19 protein-coding genes and 1 tRNA gene are annotated in these 24,415 nt (G+C 75.5%); 11 read left to right on the top strand and 9 right to left on the bottom strand.

Features of this window, described 5'->3' with window-relative positions:
* The first annotated feature begins 7 nt into the window (after positions 1–7).
* Both HDA31_RS07655 and HDA31_RS07650 read left to right on the top strand, forming a co-directional pair.
* A tRNA-Leu gene (locus HDA31_RS07655) sits at positions 8–82 on the top strand.
* 35 nt (positions 83–117) lie between these two features.
* Positions 118–867, top strand: coding sequence for a transcriptional regulator (locus tag HDA31_RS07650; RefSeq protein ID WP_178065795.1), 750 nt, complete (start codon positions 118–120; stop codon positions 865–867).
* Between the two features lie 64 nt (positions 868–931).
* Here the strand turns inward: HDA31_RS07650 and HDA31_RS07645 are convergent, their stop codons facing one another.
* Positions 932–2,110, bottom strand: a complete 1,179-nt coding sequence (locus HDA31_RS07645; protein ID WP_178065796.1) for a trans-sulfuration enzyme family protein — start codon at positions 2,108–2,110, stop codon at positions 932–934.
* A 102-nt stretch (positions 2,111–2,212) separates the two neighbouring features.
* Here HDA31_RS07645 and HDA31_RS07640 point away from each other — a divergent pair, with 102 nt between their 5' ends.
* From HDA31_RS07640 to HDA31_RS07630, 3 genes are all read left to right on the top strand, one after another.
* A complete protein-coding gene (locus HDA31_RS07640) occupies positions 2,213–2,692 on the top strand; it encodes an Lrp/AsnC family transcriptional regulator (protein WP_074474382.1) in 480 nt (159 codons plus the stop codon).
* A 192-nt stretch (positions 2,693–2,884) separates the two neighbouring features.
* Positions 2,885–4,468, top strand: coding sequence for an MFS transporter (locus HDA31_RS07635; RefSeq protein ID WP_178065797.1), 1,584 nt, complete (start codon positions 2,885–2,887; stop codon positions 4,466–4,468).
* On the top strand, positions 4,440–5,450 hold the full coding sequence (locus HDA31_RS07630) for an LLM class flavin-dependent oxidoreductase (RefSeq protein ID WP_074474384.1): 1,011 nt from the start codon (positions 4,440–4,442) through the stop codon (positions 5,448–5,450). Before HDA31_RS07635 ends, HDA31_RS07630 begins: the two co-directional genes overlap by 29 nt.
* A gap of 223 nt (positions 5,451–5,673) precedes the next feature.
* On the opposite strand, the gene HDA31_RS07625 is transcribed toward HDA31_RS07630, so the two are convergent.
* Positions 5,674–7,956, bottom strand: coding sequence for a rhamnogalacturonan lyase family protein (locus HDA31_RS07625; RefSeq protein ID WP_178067659.1), 2,283 nt, complete (start codon positions 7,954–7,956; stop codon positions 5,674–5,676).
* Positions 7,957–8,179: 223 nt separating this feature from the next.
* On the opposite strand from HDA31_RS07625, the gene HDA31_RS07620 reads away from it, so the two are divergent.
* Complete coding sequence (locus HDA31_RS07620) at positions 8,180–9,598, top strand: pyridoxal-dependent decarboxylase (RefSeq protein WP_246384028.1); 1,419 nt, start codon at positions 8,180–8,182, stop codon at positions 9,596–9,598.
* 4 nt (positions 9,599–9,602) lie between these two features.
* On the opposite strand, the gene HDA31_RS07615 is transcribed toward HDA31_RS07620, so the two are convergent.
* Positions 9,603–10,697, bottom strand: a complete 1,095-nt coding sequence (locus HDA31_RS07615) for a sulfite exporter TauE/SafE family protein (RefSeq protein WP_246384030.1) — start codon at positions 10,695–10,697, stop codon at positions 9,603–9,605.
* Positions 10,698–10,818: 121 nt separating this feature from the next.
* Positions 10,819–11,289 carry an RrF2 family transcriptional regulator gene (locus HDA31_RS07610; RefSeq protein WP_074474387.1) on the bottom strand — a complete coding sequence of 157 codons (471 nt, stop codon included), beginning with the start codon at positions 11,287–11,289 and terminating at the stop codon, positions 10,819–10,821.
* Positions 11,290–11,522: 233 nt separating this feature from the next.
* Here HDA31_RS07610 and HDA31_RS32020 point away from each other — a divergent pair, with 233 nt between their 5' ends.
* A complete protein-coding gene (locus HDA31_RS32020) occupies positions 11,523–12,842 on the top strand; it encodes a serine/threonine-protein kinase (RefSeq protein WP_246384032.1) in 1,320 nt (439 codons plus the stop codon).
* Positions 12,839–14,626, top strand: coding sequence for a vWA domain-containing protein (locus HDA31_RS07605; protein WP_246384034.1), 1,788 nt, complete (start codon positions 12,839–12,841; stop codon positions 14,624–14,626). Before HDA31_RS32020 ends, HDA31_RS07605 begins: the two co-directional genes overlap by 4 nt.
* A gap of 32 nt (positions 14,627–14,658) precedes the next feature.
* On the opposite strand, the gene HDA31_RS07600 is transcribed toward HDA31_RS07605, so the two are convergent.
* From HDA31_RS07600 to HDA31_RS07590, 3 genes are all read right to left on the bottom strand, one after another.
* Entirely contained in the window at positions 14,659–15,543 is an 885-nt protein-coding gene (locus HDA31_RS07600) for an acyl-CoA thioesterase (protein ID WP_178065799.1), read from the bottom strand.
* The gene (gene pyk / locus HDA31_RS07595) at positions 15,540–16,988 is read right to left on the bottom strand and encodes a pyruvate kinase (RefSeq protein ID WP_178065800.1); all 1,449 of its coding nucleotides are present in this window, start codon (positions 16,986–16,988) and stop codon (positions 15,540–15,542) included. Before pyk ends, HDA31_RS07600 begins: the two co-directional genes overlap by 4 nt.
* 291 nt (positions 16,989–17,279) lie before the next feature.
* A complete protein-coding gene (locus tag HDA31_RS07590) occupies positions 17,280–17,636 on the bottom strand; it encodes a YciI family protein (protein ID WP_221487087.1) in 357 nt (118 codons plus the stop codon).
* 175 nt (positions 17,637–17,811) lie between these two features.
* On the opposite strand from HDA31_RS07590, the gene HDA31_RS07585 reads away from it, so the two are divergent.
* The 3 genes from HDA31_RS07585 to HDA31_RS07575 all read left to right on the top strand — a co-directional run bounded on the left by HDA31_RS07585 (position 17,812) and on the right by HDA31_RS07575 (position 22,854).
* Positions 17,812–20,268: a GAF domain-containing SpoIIE family protein phosphatase gene (locus HDA31_RS07585; RefSeq protein WP_178065802.1), complete on the top strand. Its 2,457-nt coding sequence runs from the start codon at positions 17,812–17,814 to the stop codon at positions 20,266–20,268.
* A gap of 54 nt (positions 20,269–20,322) precedes the next feature.
* Complete coding sequence (locus HDA31_RS32890; protein ID WP_178067663.1) at positions 20,323–21,915, top strand: GMC family oxidoreductase; 1,593 nt, start codon at positions 20,323–20,325, stop codon at positions 21,913–21,915.
* 66 nt (positions 21,916–21,981) lie between these two features.
* A complete protein-coding gene (locus HDA31_RS07575) occupies positions 21,982–22,854 on the top strand; it encodes an aldo/keto reductase (RefSeq protein WP_074474394.1) in 873 nt (290 codons plus the stop codon).
* Positions 22,855–22,892: 38 nt separating this feature from the next.
* On the opposite strand, the gene HDA31_RS07570 is transcribed toward HDA31_RS07575, so the two are convergent.
* Together HDA31_RS07570 and HDA31_RS07565 are read right to left on the bottom strand one after the other, a co-directional pair.
* Positions 22,893–23,747 carry an esterase/lipase family protein gene (locus HDA31_RS07570; protein ID WP_178065803.1) on the bottom strand — a complete coding sequence of 285 codons (855 nt, stop codon included), beginning with the start codon at positions 23,745–23,747 and terminating at the stop codon, positions 22,893–22,895.
* A 239-nt stretch (positions 23,748–23,986) separates the two neighbouring features.
* A complete protein-coding gene (locus HDA31_RS07565) occupies positions 23,987–24,412 on the bottom strand; it encodes an effector-associated constant component EACC1 (RefSeq protein WP_178065804.1) in 426 nt (141 codons plus the stop codon).
* Positions 24,413–24,415: the final 3 nt, after the last annotated feature.

The following is a 24,415-nucleotide window of genomic DNA, read 5'->3' as shown; positions in this document are numbered from 1 at the left end:
ATGGAAGGCCCTCGTAGCCCAACCGGCAGTAGGCAATGCACTCAAACTGCATACAGTGTGGGTTCGAATCCCACCGAGGGCACAAAAACTGTCATACAGGCGTTCGAAGATAAGCGGGTGCACCCGCCTGAGATCCGCGCCCGCGTCCGCGCGCTCCACCTGTCCGGCTGGAGCATCGCCGAGGCCGCCCGCAGCGTCGGGTTGCCTTACACGACGGTCCGCCACTGGTGCAGGGACCGGCCCGAGAGCAGGCAGCAGGCCAGCGCCCTGCGGTGTTTCCGCTGCCGCCCGGGCGTCGACAATCCGACAGATCCGGGTGCCTACGCCTACCTCCTCGGCCTCTATCTCGGCGACGGCCACCTCGTCACCACTGCGCGGATCCCGGTGCTGCGCGTCTACTGCACGACGTCCTGGCCGGGGCTGATCGACGCCTGCGAGACCGCCATGAGGGCGGTCCTGGCCAACAGCGTGCAGCGGGTCCGGAAGCAGGGCTGCGTGGCGGTCCAGAGCTACGGCCTGCACTGGCCGTGCCTGTTGCCGCAGCACGGGCCGGGCAAGAAGCACGAGCGGCCGATCGTCCTCGCCGACTGGCAGCGCGCGCTGGTCGCCGCCCGCCCCGGGGACTTCGCGCGCGGCCTGTTCCACTCCGACGGCTGCCGGGTGACCAACCGGGTGACCGTGCGCTGCAGGGGCTACGTCTACCCGCGCTACCTGTTCAGCAACGAGTCCGCCGACATCATGGGGCTCTGCCAGTGGACGCTGGGCCTGCTCGGCGTCGCCTGGCGGATGAACCGCCCCAACTCGCTGTCAGTGGCCCGGCGCGAGGCGGTCGCGGTGCTGGACCGGCACGTCGGCCCGAAGTCCTGACCGGCCGGGCGGGGCGGCGGGGTCCGGCAGCGGCAGCAGTCAGCGGCAGCGGTCAGCGGCGGCGTCAGCCGAGCGCGGCGAGCGCCTGCGCCAGGTCCGCCCGCAGGTCCTCCGGGTCCTCCAGGCCGACGGAGAGGCGCAGCAGCCCGCCGGCGGGCCGGGCGTCGCCGGCGACGGGCCGGTGGGTGAGCGAGGCGGGGTGCTGGACGAGGGTGTCGACGCCGCCGAGGGAGACGGCGTGGGTGATCAGCCGGCAGGCGGCGGCGACGGTGGCGGCGGCGGGCGCGCCGCCGCGTACCTCGAAGGCGAGCAGGCTGCCGGTGCCGGTCATCTGCCGGCCGACGAGCCCGGTGGGGTCGTCGAGGCCGGGGTGGTGCACGCGGGCGACGGCGGGGTGCCGGGCGAGCCAGGCGGCGAGTTTCTCGGCCCCGGCGGACTGGGCGCGCACCCGCAGGGGCAGGGTCTGCAGGCCGCGGTGCAGCAGGTACGCGCCGAGGGGGTGCAGGATCGCGCCGGTGAGGGCGCGGACCTGGCGCAGCCGGGCGGCCCAGTCCTCGCCGCAGGCGACGACGCCGGCGAGGACGTCGCCGTGGCCGCCGATGCTCTTGGTGGCGCTGTGCAGGACGAGGGCGGCGCCGTGCCGGGCGGGCCGCTGGAGCACGGGGGTGGCGACGGTGTTGTCGACCAGCAGCGGGGTGTCGCCGGCTGCGGCGGCGAGGGCGGCGATGTCGACGAGGTCGAGGGTGGGGTTGGCGGGCGTCTCGACGACGACGAGGGCGGTGTCGGGGCGGATCGCGGCGGCGACCTGGTCGGGGCGGGCCCAGGTGACGTCGGTGTGGAGCAGGCCGGTGGCGAGGACGTGGTCGGTGCCGCCGTAGAGGGGGCGGACGGCGACGACGTGGCGGTTGCCGTCGCGGGTGGCGGCGAGCAGGGTGGCGGTGAGGGCGGCCATGCCGCTGGCGAAGGCGACGGCGGCGGGGGTGTCTTCGAGCTCGGCGAGGGCGGTCTCGAAGCGGGCGACGGTGGGGTTCCAGAGCCGCTGGTAGACGGCGCTGTCGCCGGGCGGGAGGGCGTTGCCGGTGGCGAGGAGCTCGTAGGCTTCGCCGCCGGTGGCGACCGAGGGCAGCGGGTTGGTGGTGGACAGGTCGATGGGCGGGGCGTGGACGCCGAGGGCGGCGAGGTCGGCGCGGCCGGCGTGCACGGCTGCGGTGTCGACGTTGCGGGGGTCCACGGCGCTGGGCATGACCGGAAGCGTCGAACATAGTGGCGGATCCGGGCAACAGATCCGCAGAAGATTCTGTGAGTCGGCCTTCAGTTACGCGGTGATTCGGAGCAGGATGGGTGGATGCCCGTTGCACCGAATGATGTGCGGCCCTTCGCCGCCCTGGACGACGTCGACCGCGCGATCCTGACCGAGCTGGCGGCGGACGGCCGGCTGCCGAACAACGCCCTCGCCGAGCGGGTGGGGGTGGCCGCGTCGACCTGTCTGACGCGCACGAGGGCGCTGCGGGAGTGCGGGGCGATCCGGGGGTTCCACGCGGAGGTGGACCCGGCGGCGGTGGGCCTGCCGTTGCAGGCGTTGGTGTCGGTGCGGTTGACGGCGCACGAGCGGGCGGCGGTGGACGCGTTCCGGGCCCGCTCGGTGCGGCTGCCGGGGGTGGTGTCGGTGTTCCACGTGGCGGGCGCGGAGGACTACGTGCTGCACGTGCGGGCCGCGTCCGGGGACGCGTTGCGGGACTTCGTGCTCGACCATCTGGCGGTGGATCCGGCGGTGCAGCACACCCAGACGAGCCTCATCTTCGAGCAGGTGCGCGGCGCGGGCTGAGGGCCGAACCGGGCGGGGGCCGGCGGGCCGGCGCGGCAACAGGTTGGCAGGTCGGTTCGGCAACAGACCGGCGGGCCCGTACGCCAATGGGCCGGCGGGCCGGTGACGTGACCGGGCCGGCCGCGTTGTACGGGGTGAGGCGCACCGGCCCACCGGCCGTCGCGCGGGGCCGGGAGAGACACGGGTGTCGGCATGCGCAGATGGTTTCCCCTGACGGCGGTCTGCCTGGGCACGTTCATGCTGCTGGTCGACGTGACGGTGGTGACGGTCGCGCTGCCGGACATGGTGCGGGACCTGGACGCGTCGTTCGGCGCGGTGCAGTGGGTCGTCGACGCGTACGCGCTGGCCCTCGCCGCGCTGGTGCTGGGGGCGGGCGCGGTGGCCGACCGGGTCGGACACCGGGTGACGTACCTGGCGGGGGTGGTGGTGTTCGCGTCGTCGTCGCTGGCGTGCGGGCTCGCGCCCGGCGCGGGGGCGCTGGTCGCGGCGCGGGCGGCGCAGGGCCTCGGCGCGGCGGCGATGTTCGCGACGACGTTCGCGCTGCTCGACGGGGCGTACGCGGGTCGGGACCGGGGCACCGCCTACGGGGTGTGGGGCGCGGTGTCGGGGGCGTCGGCGGCGGTGGGCCCGGTGCTGGGTGGGCTGCTCACCGAGGGCGTGTCGTGGCACTGGATCTTCTTCGTGAACCTGCCGGTCAGCGCGGTCGCGCTCGGGCTGGGCGCGCGGACGCTGCCGGCGGGCCGCCCGGCGGCGGGTGGGCGGGTGGACGTCGGCGGGGTGGTCGTGTTCGCCGTGGCGGCGGGCTGCGCGACGTACGCGCTGATCCGCGCGGCCGGGGCGGGCTGGTCGGACGCCGTGGTGTGGGTGTCGGCGGGCGCGGCGGCGGTGCTGCTGGCGGGGTTCGCCGTGGTGGAGCGGCGGGTCCGGCAGCCCCTGTTCGACCTGGCGCTGCTGCGGGACGGGGCGTTCGTGGCGGTGCTGCTGGCGGGGCTGCTGTTGACGTTCGCGGCGTTCGCGCCGCTGGCGTACTCGATGATCTGGTTGCAGTCGGTGCTGGGGTTGGGGCCGGTCGGCGCGGGGCTGACCGGGCTGCCCATGTCGGTGGTGGCGTTCGTGGTGTCGGCGGTGTCCGGGCGGGCGCTGCACGGCCGGCGGCCGGGCCTGGTGATCGGTGGGGGGCTGCTGTGCGTGGGGGTGGGCAGCGCGGTGACGGCGGTGCTGGCGCGGGGGGCGGCGGGCTGGCCGGTGCTGGTGCCGGGTGGGGCGGTGATCGGCGTGGGGGTGGGGCTGGCGACGCCGGCGCTGGGCGCGGTGGCGATGTCGCTGGTGCCGGCGGCGCGGGGCGGGATGGCGGCCGGCGCGGTGAACACCTGCCGGCAGCTCGGGTTCGCCTTCGGCATCGCCGCGCTGGGCAGCGTCTTCGCGGCGGGGGCGCGGGGCGTCCTGCACGCGCGGGGGGTCGCCGACGCGGCGGGGGTCGCCCACGCCGTCGCCGGTGGGCGGGCCCCGGGCCTGCTGGGGGCGGTGCCGCCGGAGGGGCGGGAGCTGCTGGCGGGGGCGACGCGGGCGGCGGCGGTGGGCGGGGTACGGGCGAGCTTCGCGGTGGCGGCCGGGGTGGGCATCGGGGCGGGCCTGCTCGTGCTCGGGCTGCTGCGGGGCGGGGCGGGCGGGCGGCTCCCGGACGCCGGGGCGGGCGGGGGCGGGGCGGGCGGGAACAATCCGGGTGCCGCCGGGGTTGGTTCCAGCCGTGATCAACGTACCTCTGTCAGTCCTTGACGTCGCCCCGGTCGCCGCCGGCTCCACGGCCGGCGAGGCCCTGCGGCACACCACCGAGCTGGCGCGGCGGGCCGAGGAGCTGGGCTACCGGCGGTTCTGGGTGGCCGAGCACCACAACATGCCGGCGATCGCGAGTTCGGCGCCGGCGGTGCTGATCGCGCACCTGGCCGCCCACACGAGCACGATCCGGCTGGGCTCGGGCGGGGTGATGCTGCCCAACCACGCGCCGCTGGTGGTGGCCGAGCAGTTCGGCACGTTGGAGGCGCTGCACCCGGGCCGGATCGACCTGGGCATCGGCCGGGCGCCGGGGACCGACCAGGTGACGGCGCTGGCGTTGCGCCGGACGATGGAGGGGCTGTCGGCCGAGGGGTTCCCCCGGGAGCTGGCCGACCTGATGGGCTACTTCACCGGCGAGCACGCGGGCCCGATCGTGGCGACGCCGGGGCGGGGCGAGCAGCCGCAGGTGTGGCTGCTGGGCTCCAGCGGGTTCAGCGCGCAGCTCGCGGGGCTGCTGGGGCTGCCGTTCTCGTTCGCGCACCACTTCAGCGCGCAGCACACGCTGCCGGCGTTGGCGCTGTACCGGCAGCACTTCCGGCCGTCGCGGTGGCTGTCGCAGCCGTACGCGATGGTGGCGGTGAACACGATCTGCGCGGAGACCGACGAGCGGGCGCAGTGGCTGGCGGGGCCGTCGGCGCTGGCGTTCCTGAAGCTGCGTTCGGGGCGGCCGCAGCCGTTGGCGTCGCCGGAGGAGGCGGCGGCGTACCCGTACACGGCGGCGGAGCGGGAGTTCGTCGTGCAGCGGCGGGAGGGGCAGGCGATGGGCTCACCGGAGACGGTGGGCCGGCAGTTGACGGAGTTGCTGGCGCGGACCGGCGCGGACGAGTTGATGCTGACGTCGATGGTGTACGACGGGGCGGACCGGGTGCGCTCGTTCGAACTGGTCGCCGAGAAGGTGGCGGGCGGGTTGCGCCGGCAGGGGTGAACCCGGTGGGCCGGTAGGGGTGGACCCGGTTGGAAACGCCCGAAACACGATCTTCATACCGGCGTCACCGGTGCGTTGCGGTCGCCGCGTAACTTTGGTTCCGGTGGTGGTACGGCACTCCCCGGTCGGGACGGGTCGGGGGTGCTGCGGTGTGGTGCACCGGGCCGGAGCTGTGCGGATTCCGCGGCTGCGGCCCGGTGCCTGCCACCTTACCTAAGCGCGGTCAGCGCAGGTAGATGTTGGGCGTGGGCGGGTTGCCCATGCCGTCTCCGATGAAGAACCCCGGATGCGGCGGCTGGTTGTAGGCCGTGTTCTGCCAGGCGATCGCGGCGCGGTACTGCGGGTCGTGCATGAGGGTGTAGATCCGGGTGCTGGTCTGGGTCGGGGTGCTGTAGATGCGCAGGGCGCGGCTGTCGCCGGTGCGCCAGATCACCTCTTCCCGCCAGTCGCCGAGGATGTCGCCGGAGAGCGCCGGGGTGGCCTTGGTGCCGTTGTTGGCGGCGACGTCGCTGCCGGTGAGCAGCCGGGTCTCGCCGGAGGTGCCGTACTTGTCGATCTTCGTGGCGTCGAGGAGCTCGCGGACCGGGTCGCCGTCCCACCAGGCGAGGAAGTTCGTCGACGACGGCTTGCGGCCGACGTTCTGGCCCCGGGTGTTGGCCAGGTAGCTCACCGCCGCCGACCAGGACTCGGCGCCGGGGCTGCCGGCCCAGATGTCGCCGGAGACGCCGCGGCCGTTGTCGCCGGACGCGGGGGTGGACCAGATGACCTGGCCGGTGCGGGCGTCGGCGAAGTAGGAGCTGGGCTTGCTGCCGTCCTCGTCGACCTTGAAGACCTCCAGGCCGGAGCGGCTCGGGTCGAGGTCGCCGACGTGCAGGGCGTCGCCGTGGCCGTTGTTGGTGGAGTACAGCAGGCGGCCGTTGTCGTCGATGGTGGCGGCCCCGTAGACGATCTCCTGCCGGCCGTCGGCGTCGACGTCGGCGACGGACAGGTTGTGGTTGCCCTGGCCGGCGGCGGCGGAGTTGCCGGAGGAGTTGGAGTCGAACGTCCACCGCTTGGTGAGGGCGCCGTTGCGGAAGTCCCAGGCGGCGATGACGGCGCGGGTGTAGTAGCCCCGGGCCATGACCAGCGAGGGACGCTGGCCGTCGAGGTACGCGGTGGCGGCGAGGAACCGGTCGACGCGGTTGCCGTAGCTGTCGCCCCAGGAGGAGACGGTGCCGCGCGGCGGGTCGTAGTTGACGGTGGACACCGCGGCGCCGGTGCGGCCGTCGAACATGGTGAGGAACTCGGGGCCGGACAGGACGTAGCCGCTGGAGTTGCGGTAGTCGGCCGACGACGAGCCGATCACCTGGCCGGTGCCGGACCGGGTGCCGTCGGCGGTCTTCATGGCCACCTCGGCGTCGCCGTCGCCGTCGTAGTCGTACACCTGGAACTGGGTGTAGTGGGCGCCGGCACGGATGTTGCGGCCGAGGTCGACGCGCCACAGCCGGGTGCCGGTGAGGGTGTACGCGTCGACGTAGACGTTGCCGGTGTAGCCGGACTGCGAGTTGTCCTTGCTGTTGGACGGGTCCCACTTGAGGACGATCTCGTAGTCGCCGTCGCCGTCGAGGTCGCCGACGCTGGCGTCGTTGGCCGAGTAGGTGTAGGCCTCCCCGGTGGGGGTGGTGCCGCCCGGCGGGACCTGCAACGGCACGTCGAGGTAGCCGTTGGCGAACTGGAGCGCCGGCGCGGACGCCGCCTGCTCGGCACCGCCGACGACGGCCCGCACGGTGTACGCGGAGCCGGCCGCCGCCCCGGCGTCGAGGTAGTTGGTGGCGCCGGTGATCGGGCTGGCGTTGACCTTGGTGGAGCCGCGGTAGAGGTTGAACGACACCCCGGAGGTCTCGGTGCCCAGCAGCCGCCAGGAGACGAGGTTGCCGCTGCCGGAGCGGACGCTGATCAGCCCCCGGTCGAGGTCCTCCAGCTGCTTGGCCCCGGCGGGCGGGTCGGTGGGGGGCGGGGTCGTCGGCGGCGGGGTGGTGGGGGGCGGCGTCGTCGGCGGCGGGGTCGTCGGCGGGGCGCTCGTCGGGGGCGTGGTGGTGGGGGCGGTGCCGCCCGTGCAGGTGGTGCCGTTGAGGGCGAAGCTCGCCGGCACGGGGTTGCTGCTGTCGTTCCAGGAGGCGTTGAAGCCGAAGTTCGCGGCGCCGTTGGTGCCGAGCGCGGCGTTGTAGCCGGCGTCGCGGGCGGTGACCTGCGCGCCGGACTGGGTGACGGTGGCGTTCCACGCCTGGGTGACCTGCTGGCCGGCGGTGTAGGACCAGGTGAGGGCCCAGCCGTTGATCGGGTCGCCGAGGTTGGTGACGGTGACGTCGGCGCCGAAGCCGCCGCCCCACTGGCTGCTGATCTTGTAGTCGACGCGGCAGCCGGCGGCGGCGGCCGAGGCGGCCACGGTGCCGAGTGCGCCGGCGGCGAGGGTGGTGGCCGCGACGGCGGCGGCCAGGAGGGTGCGGCGGGATGCGGTCAGGTGCACGGGGATGCCTCCGGGGGAGGTCGGGCGGGCGCGGCGACGCGTCGGCCCCGGCAGCCTGCCCTTGGCCGCCGGGTCGCGTCCGCCGCGCTGGCGGCGGTGATCGGACATCGCATCGACGTCCATGGTTCGGCTCGCGCCTCTGGGATGCTAGGACACCGCTTTCCCCGCCGCAACAACGTCCCGGTCCCTTGCGTCCGCCCGGGCGAGTTGGTCGACTCGTCGGATGGCTGAGCACATGGACCCCGAGGAGTTCCGCCGCGCCGGGCACGCCGTGGTCGACTGGATCGCGGACTACTGGGCCACCCTCGGGCAGCGCCCGGTGACCTCGCAGGACCCGCCCGGCGCGGTGGCCGCCGCGCTGCCGGCCGGCCCGACCGCGCACGGCGAGCCGGTCGCCGCGCTGCTGGCCGACCTGGACGCGCTTGTCGCGCCCCGGCTGACCCACTGGCAGCATCCCGGCTTCTTCGGCTACTTCCCCGCCAACACCTCCGGCCCCAGCGTCCTGGGCGACCTGGTCAGCTCGGGGCTCGGCGTGCAGGGCATGCTCTGGGCCTCCGCGCCGGCCTGCACCGAGCTGGAGACGGTGATGCTGGACTGGCTGGCGGGGCTGCTCGGCCTGCCCGAGCGGTTCCGCTCCACCGGCCCCGGCGGCGGGGTGATCCAGGACTCGGCGTCCTCGGCGACGCTGGTGGCCACCCTCGCCGCGCTGCACCGGGCCAGCGGGGGCCGCTGGCGGGAGGTGGGGGTCGACCGCCGCTACCGGGCGTACACGTCCACCGAGGGGCACTCGTCGATCGAGAAGGCGGCCCGCATCGCCGGGCTGGGCCGCGACGGGGTGCGGATGGTCGCCGTCGACCCCGGGACCCTCGCCATGGACCCCGACGCGCTGCGGACGGCGATCCGGGCCGACCTCGCGGCCGGCGACGTGCCCGCGATCGTGGTGGCCACGATCGGCACCACCTCCACCACCGCCGTCGACCCCGTGCCGCAGATCGGCGCGATCTGCGCGGAGTACGGCGTCTGGCTGCACGTCGACGCCGCGTACGCGGGCGCGGCGGCGGTCTGCCCGGAGCTGCGCTGGTCGCACGCCGGCCTGGAGCACGCCGACTCGTACTGCTTCGACCCGCACAAGTGGCTGCTCACCGGCTTCGACTGCGACGCGTTCTGGGTGGCCGACTCGGCGGAGCTGGTGGCGGCGCTGACGGTGCTGCCGGAGTTCCTGCGCAACGCGGCGAGCGACTCCGGGGCGGTCGTCGACTACCGCGACTGGCAGGTGCCGCTGGGCCGGCGGTTCCGCGCCCTGAAACTGTGGTTCGTGCTGCGCTGGTACGGGGTGGAAGGGCTACGGGCGCACGTGCGCTCGCACGTGGCGCTCGCCGACCGGTTCGCCGCCCGGGTCCGCGCCGACGACCGGTTCGTCCTCGCCGCGCCGCACCCGTTCTCGCTGGTCTGCTTCCGGCTCGCCGCCGGCGACGAGGCGAGCGCCGGGCTGCTGGAGAAGGTCAACGCCACCGGCCGGGTGTTCCTCACCCACACCCGGGTCGCCGGCCGGTTCACCCTGCGCCTGGCGATCGGCTCGCCGCTGACCACGCAGGCCCACGTGGACGACGCCTGGGAGCTGATCGCCTCGGCGGCGGGGTGAGCCGTCAGCCGGCCACCGGGGCGGCGGCGGGCTGGTCGGTGGTCGGCTGAGTCGGCTGGGCCGGTGCCGACGGGACCGGCTGGGTCGGGATCGACTGGGCCGGAGCCGGGGCCAGCGGGGCCGGGGTCGACTGGTCGGCGACGGGCTGCTCGGCGACGGGCTGGTCGGCCACGGTCTGCTCCAGGGGGTGCTGGTCGGCGACGGACTGGTCGGCGAGGGCCGCCGCGACCGTGGCGCGGGCCCGGCGGGTGCGGCGCAGCGCACGGACGGCCAGCACGACGGCGGCGACCCAGCCGGCGGCCAGCAACGCGTATACCGTCCACTGGACGCCGCCGGGCAGCTCGCCGGCCCGCACCAGGGTGCGGGCGTTGGTCAGCACGATGACGCCGCCGATGACCGCGCCGAGGAGCTGGGCGGGGACGATCCGCACCAGCCAGGCGGCGATCGGGGCGGCGATGAGGCCGCCGATGAGCAGGGCGGCGACGGTCGGCAGCAGGAAGCCCTCGGTGCCGAGGCCGATCAGGAAGCCGGCGCTGGCCGCGCCCGCGACGACGAACTCGGAGGTGTCGACCGAGCCGATGACCTTGCGGGGCTCCATCCGGCCGGAGACCAGCAGCGCCGGGGTGGCGACCGGGCCCCACCCGCCGCCGCCGGTGGCGTCGACGAAGCCGGCGACCAGGCCGAGCGGGCCGAGGAAGCGGGCGCGCAGCGGCCCGGCGGCGCGGCTGGCGCGCAGCGGCCGGGAGAAGCGCACCAGCAGGTACGCGCCGAGGGTGAACAAAATGGCGGCCATCCAGGGCGCGGCGGCCTCGGTGGAGATCGAGCTGAGGAAGGTGGCGCCGGCGAACGCGCCCACCGCGCCGGGCAGCGCGATGCGGGCGACCACCCGCCAGTCGACGTTGCCGAACCGCCAGTGGGCCACCCCGGCGGCGAGCGTGGTGCCGATCTCGGCCAGGTGCACCGACGCCGACGCCGCGGCCGGGGCGACCCCGGCCACCAGCAGCAGGGTCGACGAGGTCAACCCGTACGCCATGCCGAGCGAACCGTCGACCAGCTGCGCGACGAGCCCGACGAGGGCGAGGACCAACAGCTTGCGCACGAGCGCCCCCTGACTTTTCGGCATCTCCTATCGACTTGGTCGACAATGCGGCACGAGACGGCCTCGGGTCAAGTCCCTATCGGTTAAATGTCGGGACGCTTGCGACGGGTGGGGTCGCGGGTCAGCTCCAGGCGCCCGGGTCGGCCGCCAGCTCGCTGACCCGCTCGGGCAGGGTGCCGTTGGCCACGTCGGCGACGGTGACCAGCTCGAGGATCTGCCGCTCGCTGGCCCGCAGGGCGATCCACACGTCCTGCAACGCGCGGGCCGCCCCCCGGTAGCCGAGCTGCTCCGGGCGCTGCCCGCGCACGTGCGCCAGCGGCCCGTCGATCACCCGGATCACCTCGGCGAGCGAGATCTCGGCGGCGGGCCGGGCCAGCCAGTAGCCGCCCTCGGGGCCGCGCTGGGCGTGCACGACGCCGCCCCGGCGCAGCTGCAACAGGATGCTCTCCAGGAACTTCGGCGGGATCTCCTGGGACTTGGCGATCTGCTCGGCGGTCACCGGGCGGGACCGCACGGCGCCCCCGCCGTCGGCGACCGCCGCCAGCTCGGCGGCCGCGCGGAGGGCGTAGTCGACCCGGGCGGAGAGACGCATGCCGGTCAGGTTAGCCGCCCGCCCGCCCGGCCGGGCTGCCGCCCCTCATCCGAACGGGGGAACCGGGGCCGCCAGGGCGTCCCACGCGCCGTCCCACGGGGCGGACCGCCGGCCCACCGGCCCGCTCCGACGGTGGCGCGGGCGTGGCACCATACCCGTGTCGACGGATCGACGCCGACCGCCCGGACGCCACGCGCTCGGGACCGCCAGCGGCGATGGGGGCAGCCACAGCGATGCCGGAGACCACTCCGCTCGGTCCACGGGATCCGGGCCGGGCCGGGCCCTACGAGCTGCTCGGCAGGCTGGGCTCGGGCGGGCAGGGCGTGGTCTACCTGGGCCGCGACCGGCAGGGCCGGCTGGTCGCCGTCAAGATGCTCGACCTCTCCGCGCCGCCCGACCCGCGCGCCCGGGCCCGGTTCGCCAAGGAGATCGACGCCGCCCGCCGGGTCGCGCCGTTCTGCACCGCGCAGATCCTCTTCGCCGACGTCGACGACGACCCGCCCTACGTGGTGAGCGAGTACATCGAGGGCCCGACCCTGCACCGGCACGTCCAGGAGCGGGGCCCGCTCGCCGGCAACGTCCTGCACCGGCTGGCCGTGGGCACCGCCACCGCGCTCGCCGCGATCCACCAGGCCGGCGTGGTGCACTGCGACCTCAAGCCGGACAACGTGGTCCTCGGCGCGGACGGCCCCCGGGTGATCGACTTCGGCATCGCCCGGGCGCTCGACGTCACCGCCACGGTGACCGGCCGGATCATGGGCACCGCCGCGTACCTGGCGCCGGAGCGGTTCCGCGACGACGAGGTGGGCCCCGCCAGCGACGTGTTCGCCTGGGCGGCCACCATCGCGTACGCCGCGACGGGCCGCCCGCCGTTCGGCACCGGGGCGGTCGCGGCGGTGCTGCACCGGGTGCTGCACGATCCGCCGGACCTGACCGGCTTCTCCGGCCCGCTGGCGGTGCTGGTCGCCGAGTGCCTGGCCAAGGACCACCGGGCCCGGCCGCCGGCCGACCAGGTCCTGCTGCGGCTGCTGGGGCACGGTGGCGCGCCGGTGCCGCTCCGGGCGGCCCTGCAACAGGGCACCGACACGGCGGCCACCCAGCCGGTCCCCCGCCAGCCGACGCCGCCCGCCCCGGCGGCCTGGCAACCGCCGCCGACGGCGGCGTGGCAGCCGGCCCAGCAGCCGGACGGCCCGGCGGCGTACGGGCCGGTGACGTACGAGCCGACGGCATATGGGCAGACGACACACGAGCCGACGGCGGTGGCGTACGGGGCGCGGCCCGAGCGCTGGGCGCGGCGGCTGCGCCGGGAGTCCACCGACGCGTGGGGCGTCTCCACGGCGATCTTCCTCGGCGCCGTCGGCGGCGCCGTGGCATACGTCGCGTCCACCGCCGTGGGCACCGCCGCCGCCGTCGGGGCGGTGACCTTCGTCGTGGTCTACGGCGTGCGCCTGCTCGTCGCCGCGGCGCTGCCGCCGGCCGCCGCCCCGCCCGGGGAGGGCGTCGGCGCGACGTCGCAACCCCCGTCCGACCCGTACCCCTGGAGGAGCCCTTGACCGCCGGCCAGCGTTCCGCCCGGCCGTGGCTGCCGTACTCGGTGGCCGTCGTCGCCGGCCTCGCGGTCATCGCCGCGGCGTACGTGATCGTGCGGCCCGCAACCGGCCCGGACCGTTCCGGGTGCGTGGCGCTGGAGGTCAACTCCTCGACGGAGAAGGCCGACCTGGTCGCCCAGCTCGCCGCCCGGTACAACGCCGCCGACCGGCGCTTCGCCGGGCGCTGCGCCGAGGTGACCGTGCACGGGCTCAACTCGGGCAAGGCGATGGAGGCCCTGGCGGCCGGGAACTGGTCCGGCCGGCAGCCGGGCGTCCCGGCCCCGCAGGTGTGGCTGCCGACGTCGTCGCTGTGGACGGGCCGGCTGCGGCTGCTCGACGAGCAGGCGGGCCGGGCGGCGCAGACCCCCGGCCGGTACCCGTCGATCGCCAACAGCCCGCTGGTCATCGCGATGCCGCTGGAGAAGGGCGAGCTGGTGCGCCAGCGCGGCAAGCTCGGCTGGGCGGACGTCCTCGGGCTCTCCGGCGACACCGGCTGGTCGGCCTTCGGGCGGCCCGAGTGGGGCCGGTTCACCTTCGGCAAGGACAACCCGAACCTGTCCACGTCGGGGCTGGCGGCCACCATCGCCACCTACTACGCGGCGGTGCGGCGCTCCAGCGACCTGACGAAGGCCGACCTGGCGAAGCCCGCGGTGACCCAGTTCGTGCGCCGGATCGAGGCGAACGTGTCGCACTACAGCGACGACTCGGTGGACCTGCTGCGCGACCTCGCCGAGGCGGACCTGGGCGGGGCGGCTCTGGGCGCGGCCGGCGACGCGCGGGCCCGGGACATGAGCGCGGTCGTGGTGCAGGAGGAGCTGGTCTACCAGTACAACGAGGGGCAGCTCAGCCCCACCCCGGGGCAGAAGCCGCGGGTGCCGCTGGTGGCGGTGCACCCCAGCGAGGGCACGTTCAACCTCGACCACCCGTACGTCGTGCTGCCCTCGGCGGACGCGGCGCAGCAGGCGGCGGCCCAGGACTTCCTGGCCTTCCTCCAGGACGACCCGCAGCAGCGCAGCTTCGCCGACCTCGGCTTCCGCGACCACGAGCGGCGGGCGTCGGACGCGCTGACCGCCGCCGTCCGGGGCGGCGCGGACGGGCAGCTGACCTACTTCGACCCGCCGGCGCCCGAGGTGGTCGACGCGATCCTGCGCGGCTGGGGCACGCTGCGCAAGAAGGCGAACATCCTGCTCGCCGTGGACACCTCCGGCTCGATGAACGCCAAGGTGGGCAGCCGCACCCGGTTCCAGGTGGCCACCACCGCCGTCGACCGGGGCGTCGGCCTGCTCAACTCCGCCGACCGGGTGGCGCTGTGGTCGTTCTCGTCGGAGACGCCGCAGCGGCCGGGGAAGCCGTACAGCGAGGAGGTCCGGCTGGGCCCGTACGACCGGGCCGCGTTCGCGCGCCGGCTCACCGGGCTGCGGGTGGGCGGCAACACCGCGTTGTACGCGACGGTCCGCGCCGCGCACCGCCGGCTGCTCGCCGACTACGATCCGGACCGGATCAACGCGGTGGTGGTGCTCACCGACGGCAAGAACGAGTACCCGAAGGACAACGACCTCGACCGGCTGCTCGCCGACATCGAGCTGGACCCGGACCGGCCGGTGAAGGTCTTCTGCGTGGCGTTCGACCGGGAGTCGGACCTGGCCGCGCTGGACCGGATCGCCGGGGCCAGCGCCGGCAAGGCGTTCGACGCCACCGACCCGGCGACGATCGACGAGGCGTTCGTGAAGCTGGTCAGCAGCTTCTGAGCCGGCGGCCGGGGCCGCGGGCGGGGGCCGCCTCAGCCGCCGACGCGGCGCAGCAGGCCCTCCTGCACGGCGCTGGCGATGTGCCGGCCCCCGGTGGTGAACATCCGGCCGGTGGCCAGCCCCCGGGCGCCGGAGGCCGACGGGCTCCAGCAGTCGTAGAGGAACCACTCGTCGGCCCGGAACGGCCGGTGGAACCACAGGGCGTGGTCGAGGCTCGCGCCGACCACGCCGCCGGGGCCCCAGACCTCGCCGTGCACCGACAGCACCGAGTCCAGCAGGGTCAGGTCGGAGGCGTACGTCAGGGCGCAGGCGTGCAGCAGCGGGTCGTCGGGGAGCTTGCCGTCGATGCGCATCCACACCCGCTGGTGGGGGTCGGCGGGGCGGTCGCCGGGGCGGACCCAGCCGGGCTCGCCGACGTAGCGCACGTCGATCGGGCGGGGGATCTGCCCCCAGATGCCGAGCCGCTCGGGGTAGCGGGCGAGACGGTCGCTCATGGTGGGCACGTCGTCGGGGGCCGGCACGTCGGGCGGGGTGGGGGCGTGGTGGTCGAGCCCCTCCTCCTCGTGCCGCTGGAACGACGCCGACATGAAGAAGATCGGCTTGTCGTGCTGGAGCGCCACCGACCGGCGCACGGAGAACGACCGGCCGTCGCGGACGTTCTCCACCTGGTAGGTGATCGGTTCGGCCGGGTCGCCGGGGCGGACGAAGTAGCCGTGCAGGGAGTGGACGAACCGTTCGGGGGCGACCGTGCGGCCGGCGGCGACCAGGGCCTGACCGGCGACCTGACCGCCGTACACCCGTTGCGGGCCGACCGGGGGACTCATCCCCCGGAAGGCCATCGCGCCGGTGTGTTCGAGGTCGAGGACCTCCAGCAGCTGGTCGACGGCCGCCTGGCCGACGGTCGCCCCGTCGGTCACTGCAACGCCCGCGCGGACGCCGCGTCGACCAGCGAGCCGAGCTGGTGCACCCGCAGGGTGTTGGTGGAGCCGGGGGTGCCGGGCGGGCTGCCGGCGACGATGACCACGTAGTCACCGGGGTTGGCCCGGTCGAGGCCGAGCAGCGCCTGGTCGACCTGGCGGAACATGTCGTCGGTGTGCTCGACGAACGGCATCAGGAACGTCTCGACGCCCCAGCAGAGGGCGAGCTGGCTGCGCACCTCGGGCACCGGGGTGAACGCCCACAGCGGCAGGTCGCAGTGCAGCCGGCTGAGCCGCTTGACGGTGTCGCCGGTCTGCGAGAAGGCGACGAGGGCCTTCGCGCCGATGGCCCGGGCGATCGAGGACGCGGCGACGGTGAGCGCCCCGCCGTGGGTGCGCGGGTCGTGCTGGAGGCGGGGCACCCCGATCGAGCCGGCCTCGGTCGTCGTGATGATCTTGGCCATCGTGCTGACCGTGAGCACCGGGTACTTACCGACGCTGGTCTCGCCGGAGAGCATGACCGCGTCCGCGCCGTCGAGCACCGCGTTGGCCACGTCGGACGCCTCGGCGCGGGTCGGCCGCGAATTCTCGATCATGGAGTCGAGCATCTGGGTGGCCACGATGACCGGCTTGGCGTTCTCCCGGCACAGCTGCACGGCGCGCTTCTGCACCAGGGGGACCTGGTCCAGCGGCAGCTCGACGCCGAGGTCGCCGCGGGCGACCATGACGCCGTCGAAGGCCAGGACGATCGCCTCCAGGTGGTCGACCGCCTCCGGCTTCTCGACCTTGGCCAGCACCGGGCGGCGGACGCCCTCCTCGTCCATGATGTTGTGGACGAGCTTGATGTCCTCCGCCGAGCGGACGAAGGACAGGGCGATCATGTCGACGCCCAGGCCGAGGGCGAAGCGCAGGTCCTCGGCGTCCTTGTCCGACAGGGCCGGGACGCTGACCGCCACGTTCGGCAGCGAGACGCCCTTGTTGTTGGAGACCGGGCCGCCCTCGGTGACCAGGCAGCGGATGTCGTTGCCGACGACCTCGCTGACCTCGACGGCCACCCGGCCGTCGTCGATGAGCAGCCGGTCGCCGGCCTTCACCTCCTGCGGCAGCTTGCGGTAGGTGCAGGAGACCCGCTCCTTCGTGCCGAGGACGTCGTCCCCGGTGATCACGACCGAGTCGCCGGTGCGCCACTCGTGCGGGCCGTCGGCGAACCGGCCGAGCCGGATCTTCGGGCCCTGGAGGTCGGCGAGCACGGCCACCGGCCGGCCGGCGGCGTCGGCGGCCTCGCGGACGAGTCGGTAGACCGCCTCGTGGTCCGCGTGGCTGCCGTGGCTGAAGTTGAGTCTCGCCACGTTCATGCCCGCGTCGACGAGCCCCCGGATGCGCTCCGGTGACGAGGTGGCGGGGCCAAGGGTGCAGACGATCTTCGCGCGGCGTGTCACGCCCATCAGGCTAGTCTCTCCTCCGGGTCGGTCTGCGGGCCGACCCCTTTCGGACTTCGGAACAGGATCCGACGACGCGTCTCGCCCCGGGTAGGGAAATCGGGCGAAACCGCACCGGAGGCATCGTCCGGAGTCGTCGTGTGTCGGCGGGCATCGGCGACCGCGCGCCGGGAATCCTACCGCCCGGTGTCACCTCCCATGGGCGCGCTCCCCGCCGCCGGGGCCGACGCTAGCAGCGCGCGGCCGGTGACCGCCGTCACGATCACGACAGCGGCCGGCACCGGCGGGCCGGGCGGGTCAGCTCTGCATGCGGGCGAGCGGGAACTCCACCGAGCCGGCCGGGCAGAGGAACGTCATCACGTCGACCGCGTAGAGCCCCGCCTGCACCGCCGGGTCGGCCTCCATCACGCTGCGCACGTCGTCCACCGAGCCGGTGCGGGCCAGGCCGAAGCCGATCGGCGGGTCGGGCTCGCGCCCGGGGCCGTCGATCGAGCCGGCGACCAGGACGATCCCCCGCCGCTGCAACGCGCGCATGTGCTCGGTGTGCTCGGCCTGCAACCGCTGGACCGTCTCGTCGGGCAGGGCCCGCCCGGACGGGCCCGGGTAGAGCACGATGCACTCGTAGGTGTCGAGCGCGAAGTCGACCTGTGGCATCCCGGTCACGGCGTCCCCCTGCCCCGCTGCCGGCCCGCGCCCCGCCCGCGGACCCGCCCCGACCCAGCCTCGCACGCGCCGCCCCGCCGCCGGGGCCGCTCGGCGCAACTGCCGGGCGGCAGCCGCCGGATCGCCCCGGGGTGACGGGCCGGGCCCGCTGGTACGGTCCGAGGGGATGGCAAAGGCGCCGGGGGCAGCGAGCGGAGGCCGCGGGGGGACGACGTCCCCGCCCGCCGGACCGCCGCCGGACGACGCGCAGCGGGCGGACGACGCCCCGGGCCCGCCCGTGCGTCGCCGCCGGCAGCCGGCCCAGCGGCGGGCGGACGACGCGCACTGGCGGGCCGTCTTCGCCGCCGCCGGCGAGACGGGCGTCCGCGTCGCCCGCCACGACTGGGCGGCCACCCCGCTGGGCCCCGTGCACGCCTGGCCACAGAGCCTGCGCACCGCCGTGGCCAGTTGCCTGCGCTCCCCCGTTCCCGTCCTGCTGTGCTGGGGCGGGGACCTGGTGGTGCTGCACAACGACGCGTGCCTGCCCCTGCTGGGCGACGCCGGGCCCACGGCGCTCGGCCGACCGGGCGCCGAGGTCTGGCCGGGCTGCTGGGACGTGCTCGGCCCCGTGCTGCGCGACGTCCTGGCGGGGGCGACCGTCACCCGCTCGGCGCGGTGGTCGCCGCCGGGCGGCGACGGCCCCGCCGGCGGGCGGCGGCCCACCTTCGCCCACAGCCCGGTCATCGACGAGTCGGGCACGCCCGGCGGGGTCCTCACGGCGGTCACCGTGAGCCCGCGCGCCCCGACCGCGCCGGACACGGCGGGCCCCTCCCGCGCCGCCGACGCGCCGGCCACCGCGGAGCCGCCGGCCGGCGGGGGCGTGTCCGGCGTCGGCGGCCGGCCGGTGCCGTCGCCCCGGCCCGCCGGCTCCGCGCCGCGGGCCGACGCCCCGGCGGCCCGGGAGGTCGACGACCGCAGGCGCGCGCTGCGTCAGGCGGAGGCGTTCGCCCGGCTCGCGGGCGCGCTGAGCTTCGCCCGGGGCCGGGCGGGGATCGTGGACGTGGTGTGCCGCACCGCCCCGGCGCTGCTCGGGGCCGGCGCGCTGCGCGTGGCGACGGCCGACCCGGGCGCGGTCGTGCTGGAGGTGGCCGGCGACGGCGGGCCCGGCCGGCTGGACCTGGCCGCCGACGACCCGCTGGCCCGCGCGGTACGCCACAACGTGCCGGTCGTCGTCGCCGCCACGAGGGACGGGGACGGCGGCACCGCCCTCCCGCTGCGCTACGCCGACGGCGGCGCGCTCGGCGCGGTGGACGTGCGCTGGGCGCACCCGGTGGCCGCCGACGAGGAGCCGCGCACCCTGCTGGACGCGGTCGCCGGGCTGGTCAGCCAGGCGTTGCAGCGGGCCGAGCTGACCGGCTCGGCGCAGTTGATGGCGGACTTCGCCGCGCGGCTCAGCGCCACCCGTTCCACCACGGAGGCGATCGGGGTCGTCCTCGCCGGCGCGCCGGCCGTGCTCGGGGCGCGGCTGCCGGGGCTGGCGGTGCCCGGCCAGGGGCGGCGGCTGCGGCTGTGGGCGGGCGGGGACGTGCCGGCGGGGCTGCTCGCCGCGTACGACGAGATGACGGTCGACGACCCCCGTCCGCTGGCCACCGCGCTGCGCACCGGGGAGCGGGTGGTGATCCACGACCGGGCCGAGTTCGCCGACCGGTTCCCGGAGGGGACCGACACGGCGGGGGCACACGGCATGGTGACCACGGTCGCGCTGCCGCTGTTCGACGCCCAGCGCCGGCCGATCGCCGCGCTCGGGTTCGGCTGGCCCCGGCGACGCCCGCTGCGCGAGAGCGACCTGGCCCTGCTGGACACCGTCGCCGACCTGTGCGAACAGACCCTGGAGCGGACCCGGCTGGCCGCCGCCGAGCACGACCTGGTCACCCGGCTGGCCGGGCGGCTGCGCACCTCGGCGCGGACCGCGCCGCCCACCCTGGACGTCGCCACCCGCTACCGGCCGGCGGTCAGCGGCATGCACCTCGGCGGCGACTGGTTCGACCTGATCCGGCTCGACGGCGACCGGCTGGCCGTGGTCGTCGGCGACGTGGTCGGCCACCAGGTCGAGGCCGCCGCCGACATGGCGCAGCTGCGCACCATCGTGAACACGCTGATCCGGCTCGGGGTGCCGCTGGGCGAGGTCTTCCCCCGGCTGACCGACCTGATCGGCGCGGGGTTCCTCGGCACCTGCGTGGCGATGGTCGTCGACCCGGCCGCGGGCGAGGCGGCGGTGGCCCGGGTCGGCCATCCGCACCCGGTGCTCGCGCGCCCCGGCGGGGCGCCGACGCCGATCGAGACGGCCGCCTCGCTGCCGCTGGGCATGGTGCGGGAGCCGGTGGCCGTGACGACGGTGCCGTTCCGGCCCGGTGACCTGCTGGTGGCGTACACCGACGGGCTGGTGGAGCGGCGCGGGCGGACGTACGACGCGGGGCTCGCGGAGCTGTGCGGCGTGGTCGACGCGGTCCGCGACGCCCCGGTGGAGGCGGTCGCCGACGCGCTGCTGGGCAGGCTGGCCGGAGCCGAGGACGACCAGGCGCTGGTGGTGCTGCGGCACGTCGACCCGGCCGCCCGTTCCCCCACGCCCTTTCCCCCACAGTGATCAAGCCACTACCTTCTGAGGGATTCTCGTAACCGGTGGTGAGTGAGGGATCGCGTGGAGGAGTTCGACTACGTCGTGGTGGGCGCGGGCGCGGCCGGGTGCGTGCTGGCCAACCGGCTCAGCGCGGACCCGGCGACCCGGGTGCTGCTGGTCGAGGCCGGCGGGTGGGACCGCAGCCCGTTCGTGCGCATCCCGAAGGCGTTCAGCCGGCTGATGGACGACCGGCGCACCGCCTGGCACTACCCGGCCGAGGCGGCGCCGGGGCGGCGGGAGGTGTGGCAGCGCGGCCGGCTGGTCGGCGGGTCCAGCTCCCTCAACGGCATGGTCTACGGCCGGGGCGACCGCCTCGACTGGGACGGCCTGGAACGCCTCGGCAACCCGGGCTGGGGGTGGGACACCATGCTGCCGGTCTTCACCCGGCTGGAGGACCATCCGCTGGGCGCGTCGCCCGCGCGCGGGGCCGGCGGGCCGCTGCGGCTGTCGACGGCGACCGGCACCGACGGGCTCTGCGAGGACGTGATCGCCGCCGGTCAGGCGCTCGGCTGGCGTCGGTCCGACGACCTCAACGCCACCGAGGACGAGCGGATCGGGTATGTCACGGCGACCATCCGCGACGGCCGCCGGGTCAGCGCCGCCGACGCGTTCCTGCACCCGGTGCGGGACCGGCCGAACCTGACCGTCGCGGTGGGCACGGCCGTGCGGCGGATCCTGGTGCACGGCGGCCGGGCGATCGGCGTACGGGCCGGCAGCGGCGGCCGCACCGTCGACTACGCGGCCTCCGCGGAGGTGATCCTCGCCGCCGGGGCGATCGCCAGCCCGCAGCTGTTGCAGGTGTCGGGCATCGGGCCCGCCGACACGCTGCGCCGGGCCGGCGTCGACGTGCTGCTCGACCGCCCCCGGGTGGGCCTCGGCCTGCGCGAGCACCGGTCGACGCCGGTGCAGTTCCGGCTGGTCGGCGACGGCGGCTACAACCACATGCTGGGCAGCCTGCTCGGGCAGGGCCTGGCCACGCTGCGCTACGCGCTGACCCGGCGGGGCCCGCTGAGCCTGCCGGTGCACGACGTGGGGGCGCACATCCGGTCCGCCCCGGACGTCGACCACCCGGACGCCCAGTTGCTGATCGCGCCGTTCTCGGCGGCCCCGCCCCGGCCGGGTCACGCGCTGGAGCTGGAGACCGAGGCGGGGATGATGGGGCTGTGCACGGTCACCCGGCCCGACAGCGAGGGCAGCCTGGCCATCTCCTCGGCCGACCCGGGCACGCCGCCGCGGATCGCGGCCAACTACTTCGCCACCGGGCACGACCGGCGGGTCCTGGTGGACGCGTTCCGCCGGATGCGGGAGCTGTTCGCCACCGCGCCGGTCGCCGGGCGGATCGCCGCCGAGACGGTGCCCGGCCCGGCCGTGCGCGGCGACCGGGAGATCGTCGAGGCGGCGCTGGCGCTGGGCTACTGCGGCTACCACGCCGTCGGCACCTGCGGCATGGGCCCCTCCGACGAGCACGTCGTCGACGCCCGGCTGCGGGTACGCGGCGTTGACGCGCTGCGGGTGGTGGACGCCTCGGTGCTGCCGGTTCTGGTGTCCGGGTACCTCAACGCGCCGGTGATGGCGCTGGCCTGGCGGGCGGCCGACCTGATCCTGGCCGACTGACTCCGGGCGGGCCGGGTACGGGAGCACAATCGACCGGACGACACGCACAGGATTGGGGTTCGACTCATGGGTGACGACGCTGGCAGGCAGCCCGCGAAGGCCTCCGGCACCTACCGGATCGGCGGCGACCTCCAGGTGGACCGGCTCGGCTACGGGGCGATGCAGCTCACCGGGCCGGGCGTGTGGGGCGACCCGCGGGACCCGGAGGAGGCGGTGCGGGTGCTGCGCCGGGCGTACGAGCTGGGGGTGACGTTCATCGACACCGCCGACTCGTACGGGCCGTTCGTCTCCGAGCTGCTGATCCGACGGGCGTTGCACCCGTACGCCGACGACCTGGTCGTCGCGACCAAGGCCGGGCTGACCCGCTCCGGGCCCGGCGACTGGCGGCCGGTGGGCCGGCCGGAGTACCTGCGCCAGCAGTGCGAGCTGAGCCTGCGCCACCTGGGCCTGGAGGCCATCGGGCTCTACCAGCTGCACCGCATCGACGCGAAGGTGCCGCTGGCCGACCAGCTCGGCGAGCTGGCGCTGCTGAAGCAGGAGGGCAAGATCCGGCACATCGGGCTGTCCGAGGTGACCGTCGCGCAGATCGAGCAGGCCCGCCGGATCACGCCGATCGTGTCGGTGCAGAACCTCTACAACCTGGCCGACCGCAGCGCCGAGGACGTGCTCGACCACTGCGAGCGCAACGACCTGGCGTTCATCCCGTGGTTCCCGATCGCCACCGGCAACCTGGCGAAGCCGGGCGGCCCGCTGGACGCGATCTCCACCGACCACGGCGCGACGCCCGCGCAGCTCGCGCTCGCCTGGCTGTTGCGGCGCTCGCCGGTCGTGCTCCCCATCCCGGGTACGTCGTCGGTGGCGCACCTGGAGGAGAACGTGGCCGCCGCCCAGGTGCAGCTCACCGACGACGAGTACGCGGCCCTCGCGAAGGCGGCCTGAACCCGCCGGCGCGGCCCGAGGGCACCCGTGGACCAGAGTCAGAGCGCGTAGCAGTCGGGGCGCACCGGGGAGTCGGTGAGCGCGCCCCGGATGACGGTGTAGGTGGTGCCGTCGAGGACGAGGCCGAGGTGCCCGACGAGCCGCAGCGGGCACCACGACTGGATGAGCACGTTGGTGGCCCCGTCGGCGAGGGTCGCGTTGTCGACGGGCCGGACCAGCTCGTCCTGGAGGGTGCGCACGGCCGTCCACCGCACGTCGCCCGGGGTGTCGTCGCCGTCGTTGAGCGCGGTGAGGAAGCTCGACCCGATCGCCATCTGCTGGCAGGCGACGATGCCGAGGCAGCTGCCGAGACCGAGGAACTTCGCGATGTCGGCGACGTAGGTGCCGTAGTGCGGGGTGCCGAGGCTGACGTACCGGCCCACCTTCGTGCCGCCGCCGAGGTTGCGGATGAGATAGCGGGACACCAGGCCGCCCTCGGAGTGGGCGACGAGGTCGACGCGGGCCGCTCCGGTGGCGGCGCGCACCTGGTCGACGTACGTGGAGAAGGCGCGGGCGGAGTCGGCGATGTCGCCGAGGCCGAGGCCGGGCAGCTGGAAGATCGACACCCGGAAGCCGTCGGCGCGCAGGCGGGCGGCGAGCGGCTCGTAGCCGAGGGCGGGGGTGCTGAGCCCGGCGACGACGATGACGGGGTTGCCGGCAGCGGCGGCCCGGGCGGTGGCGCTGGTCGGCGTGGCTGCCCGGGCCCCGGCCGGGGCGGCGGCGGGCCCGGCAGCCTGGGCGGCGGCGGGCCCGGCCTCGGTGGCGGCCCGGGCGGCGGCCGGGGACGGGGCGGCCAGCGCGGCGGCGGTGGCGGTGGACGCGGCGAGGGCGACGAGGATCTTTCGGAGCAGCATGGCTGCACCTCCCGGTGGGGTGTCCCGGCGGGGCCGGGCGGAGGCGAGGGGCGGTCCGATCGATCGTGGAAAGATGATGGGGCAGTCGATCCAGATACGTCAATGGAAAGTTACGCGCGAGTAACAGAATGTCGCACCCAGGGCGAATTCCGGCCAACCGGATTCATGATCGACTTCATGTCGGGGAGGTGGCGGTATCCACGCGTCCGGATGCCGCCACCTCCCCGACATGATCTTGGCTACTCGCCAGCGCCCACCTCGCCGGCCGCCTCGCCGGACTGGGCCGCTTGGCGGAGCGCCCGGGTCGCCTGGTCGATCAGCTTCGTGGCGTCCGTGCGGCCGTTGACCTGGATCTCCACCTCGGACTCCCCCGCCTGCACCCGGACGCTCACCTCGGTGCGCTGCTGGTCCACCCAGCTCTGCAACAGGTTGAACAGCCCCGGCAGCAGCGCCTGCGCCACCACCGCGATGATCACGGCGTCACTGAACCCGGGCCGCCCGCCGGAGCGCCCGCCCCCGGCGTCGCGCACGGCGGCGCGGAACTCGGGGCGCTGGTGGATCCAGCTCAGCAGCGGCACCCGGGGCGGCCGGGCGGCGCGCGGCGTCAGCACCAGCCGCACCGGCTGCCGCGCCCCGGCCGACGCCCCAGTCGAGGTCTCCGTCACGTG

The organism is Micromonospora carbonacea, assembly GCF_014205165.1.
Classification (GTDB): domain Bacteria; phylum Actinomycetota; class Actinomycetes; order Mycobacteriales; family Micromonosporaceae; genus Micromonospora; species Micromonospora carbonacea.
Note: the sequence above shows the minus strand (reverse complement) of the source record. Positions and strands in the feature narration are given on the sequence as shown.